Source organism: Rhizobium sp. SG2393 (genome assembly GCF_042610495.1).
GTDB lineage: Bacteria > Pseudomonadota > Alphaproteobacteria > Rhizobiales > Rhizobiaceae > RU20A.
The window spans coordinates 380,781-397,753 of the sequence record NZ_JBHGAP010000001.1 but is presented as its reverse complement, the minus strand read 5'-3'; the positions used below and the strand labels follow the sequence as shown (position 1 = coordinate 397,753).

General features: G+C 61.7%; 12 protein-coding genes. 1 reads left to right on the top strand and 11 read right to left on the bottom strand.

All coding sequences use genetic code 11. The annotated features are described in order from the left end of the window. Positions 1-8: 8 nt before the first annotated feature. The 8 genes from ACED18_RS01900 to rpsL form a co-directional block, all read right to left on the bottom strand. Positions 9-302, bottom strand: a complete 294-nt coding sequence (locus tag ACED18_RS01900) for a 50S ribosomal protein L23 (protein WP_377288470.1) — start codon at positions 300-302, stop codon at positions 9-11. Then, on the bottom strand, positions 299-919 hold the full coding sequence (gene rplD / locus ACED18_RS01895; RefSeq protein WP_377288468.1) for a 50S ribosomal protein L4: 621 nt from the start codon (positions 917-919) through the stop codon (positions 299-301). The genes ACED18_RS01900 and rplD overlap by 4 nt, the downstream gene beginning before the upstream one ends. Before the next feature lie 14 nt (positions 920-933). Then, on the bottom strand, positions 934-1,620 hold the full coding sequence (gene rplC, locus ACED18_RS01890; protein WP_149736831.1) for a 50S ribosomal protein L3: 687 nt from the start codon (positions 1,618-1,620) through the stop codon (positions 934-936). A gap of 163 nt (positions 1,621-1,783) precedes the next feature. Beyond that, entirely contained in the window at positions 1,784-2,092 is a 309-nt protein-coding gene (gene rpsJ, locus ACED18_RS01885; RefSeq protein WP_003507767.1) for a 30S ribosomal protein S10, read from the bottom strand. 292 nt (positions 2,093-2,384) lie between these two features. Continuing rightward, a complete protein-coding gene (gene tuf / locus ACED18_RS01880) occupies positions 2,385-3,560 on the bottom strand; it encodes an elongation factor Tu (RefSeq protein WP_377288445.1) in 1,176 nt (391 codons plus the stop codon). Between the two features lie 87 nt (positions 3,561-3,647). Then, positions 3,648-5,747, bottom strand: coding sequence for an elongation factor G (gene fusA / locus ACED18_RS01875; protein WP_377288465.1), 2,100 nt, complete (start codon positions 5,745-5,747; stop codon positions 3,648-3,650). Between the two features lie 30 nt (positions 5,748-5,777). Next, positions 5,778-6,248, bottom strand: a complete 471-nt coding sequence (rpsG, locus tag ACED18_RS01870; protein WP_149736829.1) for a 30S ribosomal protein S7 — start codon at positions 6,246-6,248, stop codon at positions 5,778-5,780. An 84-nt stretch (positions 6,249-6,332) separates the two neighbouring features. Further along, complete coding sequence (rpsL, locus tag ACED18_RS01865; protein ID WP_003507760.1) at positions 6,333-6,704, bottom strand: 30S ribosomal protein S12; 372 nt, start codon at positions 6,702-6,704, stop codon at positions 6,333-6,335. A 536-nt stretch (positions 6,705-7,240) separates the two neighbouring features. On the opposite strand from rpsL, the gene ACED18_RS01860 reads away from it, so the two are divergent. Next, positions 7,241-7,534, top strand: a complete 294-nt coding sequence (locus tag ACED18_RS01860; RefSeq protein ID WP_377288463.1) for a transcriptional regulator — start codon at positions 7,241-7,243, stop codon at positions 7,532-7,534. A gap of 199 nt (positions 7,535-7,733) precedes the next feature. Here the strand turns inward: ACED18_RS01860 and rpoC are convergent, their stop codons facing one another. From rpoC to rplL, 3 genes are all read right to left on the bottom strand, one after another. Continuing rightward, positions 7,734-11,945: a DNA-directed RNA polymerase subunit beta' gene (rpoC, locus tag ACED18_RS01855; RefSeq protein ID WP_377288461.1), complete on the bottom strand. Its 4,212-nt coding sequence runs from the start codon at positions 11,943-11,945 to the stop codon at positions 7,734-7,736. 195 nt (positions 11,946-12,140) lie between these two features. Beyond that, the gene (rpoB, locus tag ACED18_RS01850; RefSeq protein ID WP_377288459.1) at positions 12,141-16,280 is read right to left on the bottom strand and encodes a DNA-directed RNA polymerase subunit beta; all 4,140 of its coding nucleotides are present in this window, start codon (positions 16,278-16,280) and stop codon (positions 12,141-12,143) included. A 267-nt stretch (positions 16,281-16,547) separates the two neighbouring features. Continuing rightward, a complete protein-coding gene (gene rplL, locus ACED18_RS01845) occupies positions 16,548-16,925 on the bottom strand; it encodes a 50S ribosomal protein L7/L12 (protein ID WP_377288457.1) in 378 nt (125 codons plus the stop codon). Between the last annotated feature and the right edge of the window lie 48 nt (positions 16,926-16,973).

The following is a 16,973-nucleotide window of genomic DNA, read 5'->3' as shown; positions in this document are numbered from 1 at the left end:
TCTTATCCTCAAAGACCGGTGGAGACGTCGATCGTCTGGCCTTCAGCCAGCGTGACGATGGCCTTCTTGACGTCCTGCTGCTTGCCGATGAAGCCGCGGAAGCGCTTGACCTTGCCCTTGCGGACCAGCGTGTTCACAGCCGTGACCTTGACGCCGAATAGAGCTTCGACGGCGGCCTTGATTTCCGGCTTGCTGGCGCGCTTGGCGACGTTGAAGACGACCTGGTTATGATCGGAGACCAGCGTCGACTTTTCGGTGATCGAGGGAGACACGATCACATCGTAATGGCGAAGATCCGTCACTTGAACCGCTCCTCAAGGGCTTCTACCGCAGCCTTGGACAGCACGAGCTTGCCGCGGCGCAGGATGTCGTAAACATTGATGCCCTGGATCGGCAGAACGTCCACGTTCGGGATGTTCTTGGCAGCGAGCTTGAAGTTGTTGTCGAGCTCGGCGCCACCGATGATCAGCGCGTTGGTCAGGCCGAGCGATGCGAACACACCGGTCAGGGCCTTGGTCTTGGCGTCGGCCGCGACGAGGTCATCAACGACGATCAGGTCTTCCGACTTCAGCTTTGCGGAGAGTGCGTGGCGCAGGCCGAGCGCACGAACCTGCTTGGGCAGGTCATGGGCGTGGCTGCGGGTCACGGGGCCATGAGCCCGGCCGCCGCCGCGGAACTGCGGAGCGCGTGCCGAATGGTGGCGGGCGCGACCGGTGCCCTTCTGCTTGTACATCTTGGCGCCCGTGCGGGAGACTTCGCCGCGGGTCTTGGTCTGGTGCGTGCCCTGCTGGCGCTTGGCAAGCTGCCAGCGAACGACGCGGGCAATGATGTCTTCGCGGGGCTCAAGGCCGAAAATGGCGTCAGAAAGGGAAACCTTTCCCGCGTCCTTGCCCTCGAGGGTTTTGACGGTGAGATCCATGTGATCCGGCTCCCTTACTTAGCTTCTGCAGCGCGCAGGCCGGCCGGGCGCGGAGCGCCTTCCGGAGTGCCCGACTTGATGGCGTCGCGGACGACGATCCAGGCACCCTTGGAACCGGGCACGGCGCCCTTCACGAGGATGAGACCACGGTCTTCGTCGGTGGAGACGACTTCCAGGTTCTGGGTGGTGACGCGGGTCTGGCCCATGTGGCCGGCCATGCGCTTGCCCTTCCAGACCTTGCCCGGATCTTGGTTGTTACCGGTCGAACCGTGCGAGCGGTGCGAAACCGACACACCGTGCGTGGCGCGAAGACCGCCGAAGTTGTGGCGCTTCATGGCGCCGGCAAAGCCTTTACCGATCGTGGTGCCGGTGACGTCGACCAGCTGGCCGGCGACGAAGTGGGCAGCCGTCAGCTCGGAGCCGACGTCGATCAGGTTGTCGGTCGATACGCGGAACTCGACGACCTTGGCCTTGGGCTCGACGCTGGCAGCAGCGAAATGGCCGCGCAGCGCCTTGGAAACGTTCTTGACCTTCTTCTGGCCCGCGCCGAGCTGAACAGCGGTGTAGCCGTTCTTCTCTTCCGTCCGCTGGCCAACGACCTGGCAGTTCTCCAACCGCAGGACCGTCACCGGGATATGCTCGCCGGCGTCGTTATAGACGCGGGTCATTCCCACTTTCTGTGCAATCACACCTGAACGCATGGTTCATTCCTCTTGAGAGTCGCTGCCGGCTCAGGAGAACCGGCTTGCCTCTTGTTTAAGGATTCCTGTGAGCCCTTCCAGACTTTCAGGTTTCCCGTTTCGAGAAGTCGTTGGCAGGACCTGCCACGTACCTTCCTTGTTATTTCGGCTCTCGCCGGAATTCTTAGAGCTTGATCTCGACGTCCACGCCGGCAGCCAGGTCGAGCTTCATCAGCGCATCGACGGTCTGAGGGGTCGGGTCAACAATATCGAGAAGGCGCTTGTGCGTGCGCATTTCGAACTGTTCACGGCTCTTCTTGTCCACGTGGGGCGAACGGTTGACCGTAAACTTTTCAATGCGCGTGGGCAGCGGCACGGGACCACGGACCGAAGCGCCCGTGCGCTTGGCCGTCGAAACGATTTCCCGCGTCGAGGCGTCAAGAATCCGATGATCAAACGCCTTGAGGCGGATGCGGATATTTTGGCCGTTCATTCGACTTGTCCTTATTCTTGTTAAGCGAATGCCTCGAGACGAGGCGGTTCGTCATTTCGTAATCCGGGTGCTGCTGCTTCAAAGATCACAGGGAGCGAAGCACCCTGTCGGTAATCTCACAAAACGACCCGCCACATATACGGAATCGGCGCCCGATACAATGCTCGGACGCCCGCGGAAGGACAAATATTTTGCCCTTCCGTCAATTCGAGAGGCACACGGTCAAAACCCGCGTGCTTCGCCCAGCAATAGAGGGTCTGGCGGCAAGGAAACCTCGCCGCCAGGCACCAAATTACTCGATGATCGAGGCGACGATGCCGGCGCCGACGGTGCGGCCGCCTTCGCGGATGGCGAAGCGCAGCTTTTCTTCCATCGCGATCGGAACGATCAGCTCGACGTCAACCGTGACGTTGTCGCCCGGCATCACCATTTCCGTGCCTTCCGGAAGCGTCACGATACCCGTCACGTCCGTCGTGCGGAAGTAGAACTGCGGACGGTAGTTCGTGAAGAACGGCGTATGACGGCCGCCTTCTTCCTTCGTCAGGATGTAGGCTTCGGCCTTGAACTTCTTGTGCGGCTTGACCGAACCCGGCTTGCACAGGATCTGGCCACGCTCCACGCCGTCACGGTTCACACCGCGCAGCAGCGCACCGATGTTGTCGCCGGCCTGGCCCTGGTCGAGCAGCTTGCGGAACATTTCAACGCCCGTGCAGGTCGTCTTCGTCGTCGGACGGATGCCGACGATTTCGATTTCTTCGCCGACCTTGACGATACCGCGCTCAACGCGACCCGTCACAACCGTACCGCGGCCCGAGATCGAGAACACGTCTTCGATCGGCATCAGGAAGGGCTGGTCGATCGGGCGTTCCGGCGTCGGGATGTAGGCGTCGACCTGAGCCATCAGCTCGCGGATCGCGTCTTCGCCGATCGTCTTGTTGGAATCTTCCAGAGCGGCCAGAGCCGAGCCCTTGACGATCGGAATGTCGTCGCCGGGGAAGTCGTAGGACGACAGCAGTTCGCGCACTTCAAGCTCGACGAGCTCGAGGAGTTCGGCGTCATCGACCTGGTCGACCTTGTTCAGGAACACGACGATGGCGGGAACGCCAACCTGGCGGGCCAGCAGGATGTGTTCGCGCGTCTGCGGCATCGGGCCGTCAGCGGCCGAGCACACCAGGATCGCGCCGTCCATCTGGGCAGCACCGGTGATCATGTTCTTGACGTAGTCGGCGTGGCCGGGGCAGTCAACGTGAGCGTAGTGACGGTTGGCCGTCTCGTACTCGACGTGCGCCGTCGAGATCGTGATACCACGGGCCTTTTCTTCCGGAGCGGCGTCGATCTGGTCATACGCCTTGAACTCGCCGAAGTACTTCGTGATCGCAGCCGTCAGGGACGTCTTGCCGTGGTCAACGTGGCCGATCGTGCCGATGTTGACGTGCGGCTTGTTGCGCTCGAATTTGCTCTTTGCCATTTCCGGCTCTCCTATCTGCCCCCGGAGGGGCCCCCTTGGCGGGGGATTGTTCTGACTGATTCAGCAGTTCTTATCGGGGTATTCCGGTCACTTCTGACCGGAATACTTGGCCTGGATTTCCTGCGCCACGTTGTTCGGAACCGGCGCATAGTGATCAAAGACCATCGAGTACTGGGCGCGGCCCTGCGACATGGAGCGCAGGTTGTCCACGTACTTGAACATGTTCGCCAGCGGCACATGCGCGCTGATGACGATCGCGATGCCGCGCTGTTCCTGGCCCTGGATCTGGCCACGACGCGAGTTCAGGTCGCCGATGACGTCGCCGACATAGTCTTCCGGCGTCACGACTTCAACCTTCATCATCGGCTCCAGAAGCTGGGCGCCGGCTTCGCGGGATGCTTCACGGAAGCAGGCGCGCGAGGCGATTTCGAAGGCCAGAACCGAGGAGTCCACGTCGTGGAAGGCGCCGTCGATGAGGGTCGCCTTGACGCCCAGCATCGGGAAGCCGGCCAGCGGACCAGCGGACAGAACGCTTTCGATGCCCTTCTGAACGCCCGGGATGTATTCCTTGGGAACAGCACCGCCGACGATCTTCGATTCGAACTTGAAGTCTTCGCCGTCCGGGTTCGGTTCGAAAACGAGCTTCACGCGGGCGAACTGGCCGGTACCACCGGTCTGCTTCTTGTGCGTGTAGTCCTTTTCGGTCAGGCGCGTGATGGTCTCGCGGTAGGCAACCTGCGGAGCACCGACGTTGGCTTCGACCTTGAACTCGCGACGCATGCGGTCAACGATGATGTCGAGGTGAAGTTCGCCCATGCCGGCGATGATCGTCTGGCCGGATTCCTCGTCGGTCTTGACGCGGAAGGACGGGTCTTCCGCTGCCAGACGGTTGAGCGCGAGGCCCATCTTTTCCTGGTCGCCCTTGGACTTCGGCTCGATGGCGATCTGGATGACCGGCTCGGGGAATTCCATGCGCTCGAGGATAACCGGCTTCAGGGGATCGCAGAGCGTATCGCCCGTCGTGGTTTCCTTGAGGCCTGCGAGAGCCACGATGTCGCCGGCGAAGGCTTCTTCGATGTCTTCACGGGAATTCGAATGCATCTGCAGCATGCGGCCGACGCGCTCGCGCTTTTCCTTGACCGTGTTCATGACCGACGAACCCTTCTCGAGCTTGCCGGAGTAGATGCGGGCGAAGGTGAGCGAACCGACGAAGGGGTCGTTCATGATCTTGAAGGCGAGCATGGAGAGCGGCTCGGCATCGTCTGCGTGACGCTCGATCTCGGCTTCGGTCTTGACGTCGATGCCCTTGATGGCCGGAATATCGACCGGCGACGGCAGGTAGTCCACGACGGCGTCGAGCAGCGGCTGAACGCCCTTGTTCTTGAAGGCAGTGCCGCAGAACATCGGGTGGAACTTCACATCGATCGTGCCGCGACGGACGAGCGCACGGATCTGGTCGTTGTCGGGCATGACGCCTTCGAGATAGGCTTCCATCGCAGCTTCATCGGCTTCGACGACCGTCTCGATCAGCTTTTCGCGGTATTCTTCCGCCTGGTCACGCATGTCTTCCGGGATCTCGACGACGTCCCACTGGGCGCCGAGCGATTCGTCGCGCCAGACGAGCGCGTTCATCTCGATGAGGTCGATGACGCCCTTGAACTCGGTTTCTGCACCGATGGGGAGCTGCATGACGACCGGGATCGCGCCGAGGCGCGACTTGATCATCGAGACGGAGCGGTAGAAGTCGGCGCCCGTCTTGTCCATCTTGTTGCAGAAGATCATGCGCGGAACGTTGTACTTCTCGGCCTGACGCCAGACGGTTTCCGTCTGCGGCTCAACGCCGGCGTTGGCGTCGAGAAGGGCGATCGCACCGTCGAGAACGCGCAGCGAACGCTCGACTTCGATGGTGAAGTCGACGTGGCCGGGGGTGTCGATGATGTTGAAGCGGCGCATCTTGCCGTCACGGCCCTTCCAGAAGGTCGTGGTCGCAGCGGACGTGATCGTGATGCCGCGTTCCTGCTCCTGCTCCATCCAGTCCATCGTGGCAGCGCCGTCATGGACTTCGCCGATCTTGTGGGACTTGCCGGTGTAGTAGAGGATGCGTTCAGTGGTCGTCGTCTTGCCGGCATCGATGTGAGCCATGATGCCGAAGTTGCGGTAGTCTTCGATTTTATATTCGCGGGCCATGAAGGCGTCCTTTCGAAAGGCGTTCGTCGATTACCAGCGGTAGTGCGAGAAGGCGCGGTTGGCGTCGGCCATCTTGTGGGTGTCTTCGCGCTTCTTCACTGCGCTGCCGCGGTTGTTGGCGGCATCCATGAGTTCGCCGGACAGGCGATCGACCATGGTGGTTTCATTGCGCTTGCGAGCTGCGGCGATCAGCCAACGGATGGCGAGAGCCTGACGGCGCTCCGGACGCACATCGACCGGAACCTGGTAGGTGGCACCACCGACGCGACGCGAACGGACTTCGACGTGCGGGGCGATGTTGTCGAGAGCAGAATGGAAAACGCCGATCGGCTCCTGCTTGGTCTTGGTCTGAACGACGTCGAACGCACCGTAGACGATGGTTTCGGCGACGGACTTCTTGCCGTGCAGCATGATGGCGTTCATGAACTTCGTGACGACGAGGTCACCGAACTTGGGATCCGGGTTGATCTCGCGCTTTTCTGCTTTATGGCGTCTGGACATACTTCTCGTCTCTTCAATGGTTGGCGGCGCTTTATCACGCGGAGAACCTCGCGCAGCGCCCGGAAATCGTTTCGTACCGAAGGCTTACTTCGGACGCTTTGCACCGTACTTGGAGCGGCGCTGCTTGCGGTTCTTCACACCCTGCGTATCGAGAACGCCGCGGATGATGTGGTAACGCACACCCGGAAGGTCCTTCACGCGGCCGCCGCGGATCATGACCACGGAGTGTTCCTGAAGGTTGTGGCCTTCGCCCGGGATGTAGCCGATGACTTCGAAGCCATTCGTCAGGCGGATCTTGGCGACCTTACGCAGAGCCGAGTTCGGCTTCTTCGGGGTCGTGGTATAAACGCGGGTGCAAACACCACGCTTCTGCGGGTTTTCCTGCAGGGCAGGAACCTTGTTGCGCTTGACCTGTGCCTGACGCGGCTTGCGGATCAGCTGGTTTACGGTAGGCATATAACCATCCCTTAATTCGTGTCGTTACCCTTGCGGGCGGGTCGGTGCCGTCGCCGGCTTGCGTACGTCATCAAAATGCGCAAAACGAGGGCCTATCCGCTTGCCTGCGGATGGCCCCTGTCAAAAGCAGAGGACGCCCTGATTTTGGCGTCGTGCGAGCAGCACTTTTCGTCGTCAGCGTTTGTTCTGGACCTGTTTGAAGCGGTGTGCTGCGCCGAAAAGCCCAAAAACACCCTGCCCCGCATGGGCCCTGATGGCGCGCGGTGTACTGATTTCAACCCGTTGCGTCAAGGGCGGATCGGCGCGCGCGGCCAAAGAATCTCGGCATTTGCGGGCTTTGATCCCGGCATTGGAGGAATATGCGGCGCGTTTGCGGTGTCAAAACAGCGTCACGGGCGGTAACGCATCTTCAAGACACACAAGCGATTCCCCTCCCCCTCCGGGCGAGTCGAAAACTGGAGAGAGCCGACGTTTTTCCCTCGCGCGAGACCTTCAGTTCGGCCATAGGGTAGTGAAAGACCAGCAAAGGAGCATCCATGGCCAACGCCCATGACAACGACAACAAGGCCGATGACGTTCTCGTCTTCATCGTCATCGGCACGGCCTATGAAGAGCCCGAGACGGAGGGCGTGTCCATTCACGTGATCCTGCGGGCGGCGGACGACGACAGCGCGGTGCGCGAGGCGCTCGAGGCGCTGGCGGAAGAAGGCTTCCTGGAGGCCGATCTCGACCAGATCGGCACGCTGATGGGCGAGCCGGAAGAAGAGCCGCACGCATCGGCCTATCGCGGCGCGCTTGCCGGCGAGGTTGCGATCATCCGCTTTGCCTGACGGGTGACAGGCGCACGCCCTGCGTGGGCCATCGGCGCCTGCCCGCGGTCGGCCGACCTCCCCTGCCCGACCGCGCCTTCCAGCCTTCCCCTGCCCGACCGCGACGTGCAGCACCCAACCCGCGCTCCGATGACATCCAATCAAAAAACCCGCCCGGATCGCTCCGGGCGGGTTTTTGCTGTTTAGATGATACCCGGCCTTATTCGGCGGCCGGGGCGTTCTCTCCGGCGAGGTCGGCGAGCATCGGGGTCGCGGTATCCGCACCCGTGGACTTGCGGCGCTCGTCGAGGATCATCTCGTCGCGCGAGGTGGCGATGCGGCGGATCTGCGTCATCGTACCACCGGTACCGGCCGGGATGAGGCGACCGACGATGACGTTTTCCTTCAGGCCCTGCAGGCCGTCCATCTTGCCGGCAACGGCCGCTTCCGTGAGAACCTTGGTGGTCTCCTGGAAGGATGCCGCCGAGATGAAGGACGGCGTCTGCAGCGAGGCCTTGGTGATGCCGAGCAGGACGGGGTCGCCGGAAGCCGGCTTCTTGCCCTGTTCGATCAGCGCATCGTTGACGTCCTCGAGTTCGATCCGGTCCACATTGTCGCCGACAATGTAGGTCGAGTCACCCGCATCGGTGATTTCCACCTTCTGCAGCATCTGGCGAACGATCACCTCGATGTGCTTGTCGTTGATGACAACGCCCTGCAGACGATAGACTTCCTGGATTTCGTTCACGAGGTAGGAAGCAAGTGCTTCCACGCCCTTGATCGCCAGGATGTCGTGCGGCGCCGGGTTGCCGTCGAGGATGTAGTCACCCTTTTCGATGTAGTCGCCATCCTGAAGGTGGAAGGGCTTGCCCTTCGGGATCAGGTATTCGACCGGCTCCACACCGTCTTCCGCCGGCTCGATGATGACGCGACGCTTGTTCTTGTAGTCGCGGCCGAAGCGGACCGTACCATCGATCTCGGCGATGATGGCGTGGTCCTTCGGACGACGGGCCTCGAACAGTTCGGCCACGCGCGGCAGACCACCGGTGATGTCCTTGGTCTTGGCGCTTTCGAGCGGCGAACGGGCGAGAACGTCGCCCTGGCTGACCTTCTGGCCCGGCTCGACCGACAGGATCGCATCCACCGACAGGAAGGAGCGGGCCTCGCCGCCACGCGACAGCTTGGCCACGTTGCCGTTCTTGTCCTTGATGACGATCGCCGGCTTGAGGTCCGTACCGCGCGGGGTCGAACGCCAGTCGATGATCTGGCGCTTGGTGATGCCCGTCACTTCGTCGGTCTCTTCCTTCACCGAGATGCCGTTGACGACGTCTTCGAAGGCAACGACACCTTCGACTTCGGTCATCATCGGACGGGTGTAGGCGTCCCATTCGGCGAGACGCTGGCCGCGCTTCACCTTGTCGCCATCGTCCACGAAGATGCGCGAACCATAGGCGACGCGCTGCGAGGAGCGTTCCACACCGCGCTCGTCAAGGATCGTCACCGCCATGTTGCGGCCCATGGCAATCAGGTTGCCTTCGGAGTTGCGCAGCATGTTGCGGTTCTTGATCTGGACCGTGCCCTCGTAGGAGGCTTCCAGGAACGACTGGTCGACCACGTTTGCCGTACCGCCGAGGTGGAAGGTACGCATGGTGAGCTGGGTGCCCGGCTCGCCGATCGACTGCGCCGCGATGACGCCGACGGCTTCGCCCATGTTGACGGGCGTGCCGCGTGCAAGGTCACGGCCATAGCAGACCGAGCAGACACCGGTCTGCACTTCGCAGGTCAGTGCCGAACGGATGCGGATCGACTGGATACCGGCCTTCTCGATCTCGATGACATCGGGCTCGAGGATCATCTTGCCGGCATCGACGAGGCGTGCGCCGGTGACGGGATGATCGATGTCGTCAAGGGCGGTACGGCCAAGGATGCGGGCGCCGAGCGAGGCGACCACCTGACCGGCATCGACGATGGCGGTCATGGTGAGGCCGGTCTGCGTGCCGCAATCGACCATGTTGACGATGCAGTCCTGGGCGACGTCCACGAGACGACGCGTCAGGTAACCGGAGTTCGCCGTCTTCAGGGCGGTGTCTGCCAGACCCTTACGAGCACCGTGCGTCGAGTTGAAGTACTCGTTCACGGTCAGGCCTTCCTTGAAGTTCGAGATGATCGGCGTCTCGATGATCTCGCCCGACGGCTTGGCCATCAGGCCACGCATGCCGCCCAGCTGGCGCATCTGGTTCGGCGAACCACGGGCACCGGAGTGCGACATCATGTAGATGGCGTTCATCGGCTTCTGGCGGTTCGTTGCCGGATCGAACTCGACGGCCTTAATGCGGGCCATCATGTCTTCGGCGACCTTTTCGGTGGCCTTGCCCCAGGCGTCGACGACCTTGTTGTACTTTTCGCCCTGGGTGATCAGGCCGTCATTGTACTGCTGCTCGTATTCCTTCACCAGGGTTTCGGTGTCACCGACGATCTTCGCCTTGGTTTCCGGAATGATCATGTCGTCCTTGCCGAACGAAATGCCGGCACGGCAGGCATGGGTGAAGCCGAGCTGCATGATGCGGTCGCAGAAGATGACCGTGTCCTTCTGGCCGCAGTGGCGGTAGACGGTGTCGATCATCTTGGAGATGTTCTTCTTCGTCATTTCCTGGTTGCAGGTCTCGAAGGGAACATTGACGTTCTTCGGCAGAAGTTCGCCGATGATCATGCGGCCGGGGGTCGTTTCATAGATCTTCGAGACCGGCTTGCCTTCGGCGTCCACGGTCTTGAAGCGCCCACGGATCTTGGCATGCAGCGTCACGGCCTTGGTTTCGAGTGCGTGATGCAGCTCGCCCATGTCCGAGAAGGCCATGCCTTCGCCCGGCTCGTTCTGGTTCATGATCGACAAGTAGTACAGGCCGAGAACCATGTCCTGCGAGGGAACGATGATCGGTGCGCCGTTGGCCGGGTGCAGGATGTTGTTGGTCGACATCATCAGCACGCGGGCTTCGAGCTGGGCTTCGAGCGACAGCGGCACGTGAACGGCCATCTGGTCGCCGTCGAAGTCGGCGTTGAAGGCCGTGCAGACGAGCGGATGCAGCTGGATGGCCTTGCCTTCGACCAGGATCGGTTCGAAGGCCTGAATGCCCAGGCGGTGCAGCGTCGGTGCGCGGTTCAGGAGAACCGGATGCTCGCGGATGACCTCGTCCAGGATATCCCAGACCTCAGGCTTTTCCTTTTCAACCAGCTTCTTGGCCTGCTTGACGGTCGAGGAGAAACCCTTGGCGTCGAGGCGGGCGTAGATGAACGGCTTGAAGAGTTCGAGCGCCATCTTCTTCGGCAGGCCGCACTGGTGCAGCTTCAGTTCCGGGCCCGTCACGATGACCGAACGGCCGGAATAGTCGACGCGCTTGCCGAGCAGGTTCTGGCGGAAGCGGCCCTGCTTGCCCTTCAGCATGTCGGAGAGCGACTTCAGCGGACGCTTGTTCGCACCCGTGATGACGCGGCCGCGACGGCCGTTGTCGAACAGTGCATCCACCGATTCCTGAAGCATGCGCTTCTCGTTGCGGATGATGATGCCCGGTGCGCGCAGCTCGATGAGGCGCTTCAGACGGTTGTTGCGGTTGATGACGCGGCGATAGAGATCGTTGAGATCCGAGGTCGCGAAACGGCCGCCGTCGAGGGGAACGAGCGGGCGCAGGTCCGGCGGGATCACCGGAACGACCTTCATGATCATCCACTCCGGACGGTTGCCGGACTCCATGAAGTTCTCGACGATCTTCAGGCGCTTCATCAGCTTCTTCTGCTTGAGATCCGACGTGGTGTCGGCCATCTCGGAGCGCAGGTCGCCGGCGATCTTCTCGAGGTCCATGGACGCGAGCATCTCGTAGATGGCTTCCGCGCCGATCATCGCCGTGAACTGGTCTTCGCCGAATTCATCGACGGCGATCATGTACTCTTCTTCGCTGAGGAGCTGGTTTTCCTTCAGCGATGTCAGACCCGGTTCGGTGACGATGTAGTTCTCGAAATAGAGAACGCGCTCGATATCCTTCAGCGTCATGTCGAGCAGCGTCGAGATGCGGCTCGGCAGCGACTTCAGGAACCAGATGTGGGCAACGGGCGCGGCGAGCTCGATATGGCCCATGCGCTCGCGGCGAACGCGCGACAGCGTGACTTCGACGCCGCACTTTTCACAGATGATGCCCTTGTACTTCATGCGCTTGTACTTGCCGCACAGGCACTCGTAGTCCTTGATCGGCCCGAAGATGCGCGCGCAGAAGAGACCGTCACGCTCCGGCTTGAACGTACGGTAGTTGATCGTTTCCGGCTTCTTGATTTCGCCGTAGGACCACGAAAGGATCTTTTCCGGCGACGCGATCGAAATCCGGATGGAATCGAAGGTCTGCGCGGGGACCTGCGGGTTGAAAAGGTTCATGACCTCTTGGTTCATGCCTGTCTCCTTTACGGGCGGATCGCCCTGAGCTTGGCGGGATGGCCGGCCGATAATCCCGGGATGCCGGCTCCCCTGCCCTTAAACCGATGAGACCGCGCGGTCCGCGCGGCCACTTTCCCGCCCTGCCGGATCTGCCGGCTCAGGGACGGGAAGCGGTGCGCGCCGGGAGCCGGCACGCACCTTCTTGGTTCATCATTCCGCCGCGTCGGGCAGCTGGGTCGTCGCGTTTTCGTCCGGCTTGGAGTTTTCCAGCTCCACCGACAGGCCGAGAGAGCGCATTTCCTTGACGAGAACGTTGAAGCTCTCCGGAATGCCTGCCTCGAACGTGTCGTCGCCACGCACGATCGCCTCGTAGACCTTGGTACGACCGGCCACGTCGTCCGACTTCACCGTCAGCATTTCCTGCAGGGTGTAGGCAGCGCCGTAGGCTTCGAGCGCCCAGACTTCCATTTCCCCGAAGCGCTGACCGCCGAACTGCGCCTTGCCGCCCAGCGGCTGCTGGGTAACGAGCGAGTAAGGACCGATCGAACGGGCGTGGATCTTGTCGTCGACCAGGTGGTTCAGCTTCAGCATGTAGATGTAGCCGACGGTCACCTGACGGTCGAAGGCTTCGCCGGTACGGCCATCATAGAGCGTCGACTGACCGGAGACCTTGAGGCCGGCCATGGCGAGCATCTCGTTGACGTCCTTCTCGACGGCGCCGTCGAAGACCGGCGTCGCGATCGAGACACCACGGCGGGTCTGCTCGGCCAGGCGGACGATCGACGCGTCGTCGTAGTCCTTGATCGGCTCGCCCTTCGGACCGGTACCCATGACGCCGTCGATCGTGTCGCGCAGCGGCTGGATGTCGCCCTTCTCGCGATAGGCGTCGAGCATCTGGCCGATCTGCTTGCCCATGCCGGCGCAAGCCCAGCCCAGGTGCGTTTCAAGGATCTGGCCGACGTTCATGCGCGAGGGCACGCCGAGCGGGTTCAGAACGACGTCCACATGCGTGCCGTCTTCGAGGAACGGCATGTCCTCGACCGGTACGATGCGCGAGACGACACCCTTGTTGCCGTGACGGCCGGCCATCTTGTCGCCCGGCTGGATCTTGCGCTTCACGGCGACGAAGACCTTGACCATCTTCATGACGCCCGGGGGCATTTCATCGCCGCGCTGGACCTTCTCGACCTTGTCCATGAAGCGCTGTTCGAGGCGCCCCTTGGATTCGTCGTACTGGCCGCGCAGCGCCTCGATCTCGCCCTGCGCCTTTTCGTTCTCGACGGCGAACATCCACCACTGCGAGCGGGGATATTCGGAGACGACGGCGTTGGAGAGCTCGGTGCCCTTCTTGAAGCCCTTCGGACCTGCAACGGCCACGTGGCCCCGCAGCATGTCGATCAGGCGGGCGTAGACGTTACGGTCGAGGATCGCCTGCTCGTCGTCGCGGTCCTTGGCGAGACGCTCGATTTCCTCGCGCTCGATCGCCATCGCACGTTCGTCCTTCTCCACGCCATGGCGGTTGAAGACGCGAACTTCGACGACGGTGCCGAAGGTGCCCGGCGGCATGCGCATGGAGGTGTCGCGCACGTCGGAGGCCTTTTCGCCGAAGATGGCGCGCAGAAGCTTTTCTTCCGGCGTCATCGGGCTTTCGCCCTTCGGCGTGATCTTGCCGACGAGGATATCGCCCGGCTGGACTTCCGCACCGATGTAGACGATGCCGGCTTCGTCGAGGTTCTTCAGCGCTTCTTCCGAGACGTTCGGAATGTCGCGCGTGATTTCTTCCGGCCCAAGCTTCGTGTCACGCGCCATCACTTCGAATTCCTCGATGTGGATGGAGGTGAACACGTCGTCGGACACGATGCGCTCGGACAGCAGGATCGAGTCTTCGTAGTTGTAGCCGTTCCACGGCATGAACGCGACGAGCGCGTTGCGGCCAAGTGCCAGATCGCCGAGATCGGTCGACGGACCGTCCGCGATGATGTCGCCCTTGTTCAGAACGTCGCCGACGTTGACCAGCGGGCGCTGGTTGACGCAGGTGTTCTGGTTGGAACGCTGGAACTTCTGCAGGCGGTAGATATCGACGCCGGACTTGCCGGGATCGAGGTCTTCCGTGGCGCGGATAACGATACGCGTCGCATCCACCTGGTCGACCACGCCGCCACGGCGGGCTGCGATGGCCGCACCGGAGTCACGGGCAACGACCGGCTCCATGCCGGTGCCCACGAAAGGCGCCTCGGCACGCAGCAGCGGAACGGCCTGACGCTGCATGTTCGAGCCCATGAGAGCGCGGTTGGCGTCGTCGTTTTCCAGGAACGGGATGAGCGCGGCTGCGACCGAAACGAGCTGCTTCGGCGAAACGTCCATCAGGTTGATCTGGTCGCGCGGCGCCAGCATCACTTCGCCCGCATGGCGGCAGACGACGAATTCTTCAACGAAGGACTGGTCTTCGTTGAGTTCGGAGTTTGCCTGGGCAACGTGGTACTTGGCTTCTTCCATGGCCGAGAGATAGACCACGTCGCGCGTCACCTTGCCGTCCACGATCTTGCGGTACGGGCTTTCGATGAAGCCGTACTTGTTGACGCGGGCAAAGGTTGCGAGCGAGTTGATCAGACCGATGTTCGGGCCTTCCGGCGTCTCGATCGGGCAGATACGGCCATAGTGCGTCGGGTGAACGTCGCGGACTTCGAAGCCGGCGCGCTCGCGGGTCAGACCACCCGGGCCAAGGGCCGAAAGACGGCGCTTGTGGGTGATTTCCGAAAGCGGGTTCACCTGGTCCATGAACTGCGACAGCTGCGAGGAGCCGAAGAATTCGCGAACGGCTGCGGCAGCCGGCTTCGCGTTGATCAGGTCCTGCGGCATGACGGTGTCGATCTCGATCGACGACATGCGTTCCTTGATGGCGCGCTCCATGCGCAGGAGGCCCAGGCGGTACTGGTTCTCCATGAGTTCGCCGACCGAGCGCACACGGCGGTTGCCGAGGTTGTCGATGTCGTCGATTTCGCCCTTGCCGTCGCGCAGGTCAACGAGCATCCGGACCACGGCCAGGATGTCTTCCTTGCGCAGAACGCGCACGGTATCGGCGGCGTCGAGGTCGAGACGCATGTTCATCTTGACGCGGCCGACGGCCGAGAGGTCGTAGCGCTCGGCATCGAAGAACAGCGACTGGAACATGGCTTCGGCCGAATCCATGGTCGGCGGCTCGCCCGGGCGCATGACGCGGTAGATGTCGAAGAGAGCGTCCTGACGGTTCTCGTTCTTGTCCACGGTCAGCGTGTTGCGGATGTAGGCGCCGACATTGATGTGGTCGATGTCGAGAACCGGGATCTCATCGAAACCGGCGCCCAGAATGACCTGCAGCGTCTTTTCGTCGATTTCGTCGCCGGCTTCGAGATAGATCTCGCCCGTGCCGTAGTTGACGAGGTCTTCGGCAAGGTAGTTGCCGTAGAGGTCGTCGTCCGTCGCCTTCAGCGCCTTCAGACCCTTTTCCTGGAGCTGGCGCAGCAGACGCGGGGTCAGCTTCTTGCCGGCTTCCACCACGACTTCGCCGCTGTCGGCGTCCACGAGGTCGGAAACGGTCTTCTGGCCCTTCATGGCGTTCGGCTGGAAGGGGATGCGCCAGCCCTTGCCGTCACGCTGGTAGAGCGACTTCGTGTAGAAGGTCTCGAGGATCTCCTCGCCATCCATGCCGAGGGCCATCAGCAGGGAGGTGACGGGGATCTTGCGGCGACGGTCGATACGCGCATGGACGATGTCCTTGGCGTCGAACTCGATGTCGAGCCAGGAACCGCGATAAGGAATGACGCGGGCGGCAAACAGCAGCTTGCCCGAGGAGTGGCTCTTGCCCTTGTCGTGGTCGAAGAACACGCCCGGCGAACGGTGCATCTGCGAGACGATAACGCGCTCGGTGCCGTTGACGATGAAGGTGCCGTTGTCGGTCATGAGCGGCATATCGCCCATGTAGACATTCTGTTCCTTGATGTCCTTGATGGACTTCGCGCCCGTATCCTCGTCAATATCGAACACGATGAGGCGCAGCGTCACCTTGAGTGGCGCTGCGTAGGTCAGGTCGCGCTGACGGCACTCGTCGACGTCGAATTTCGGCGGTTCGAACTCGTAGGAAACGAATTCGAGCATGGAGGCGCCCGAAAAGTCGGTGATCGGAAATACGGACTTGAAGACGGCCTGCAGGCCTTCGTCGGGACGCCCGCCCTTGGGCTCCTCGACCATGAGGAACTGGTCGTAGGACGCCTTCTGGACCTCGATGAGGTTCGGCATCTCTGCGACTTCTGGGATCTTACCGAAAAACTTGCGTACGCGCCTACGACCGTTAAACGAAAGGGTCTGAGCCATCGTCGCTCCTTTGATTTTTGCACCCGGGCCTGCAAGAGACGGGAACCGCTGGCCAGTCGGACCCGTCAGATCAATGGGTTGGATCAATCTCGTCTCATGTGCCGAAGGCGCCGGCCGGATTGCCTGCGCCTTATGCCTGAAACCATCCTCTTGAAGAACCCATTACCCAAAAGCCTGACACGAAGGGGCCCTTGGGTAATAGTTTCCGAAAAAGACCAAAGAGAGGCAGCCCTGACAGGGCTACCTCCCTTCGTAAATTCCGAAGAATTACTTGACGTCGACCTTGGCGCCGGCGTCTTCGAGCTTCTTCTTGAGGTCGGCAGCTTCACCCTTGGAGATGGCTTCCTTGACGGCCTTCGGAGCGCCTTCGACGAGGTCCTTGGCTTCCTTGAGGCCGAGGCCGGTGATGGCGCGGACTTCCTTGATGACGTTGATCTTGTTGGCGCCAGCGTCAACGAGGATAACGTCGAACTCGGTCTTTTCTTCTTCGACCGGAGCAGCAGCAGCAGCGCCGCCAGCAGCAGCAACGGCTACCGGAGCAGCGGCGGATACGCCCCACTTTTCTTCGAGCAGCTTGGAAAGCTCAGCAGCTTCCAGAACGGTCAGCGAGGAGAGGTCTTCAACGATCTTTGCGAGATCAGCCATTTTACTAGTCCTTTGTTCAGTTCGAACCGGGTTGGTTTCTGTTCAGTG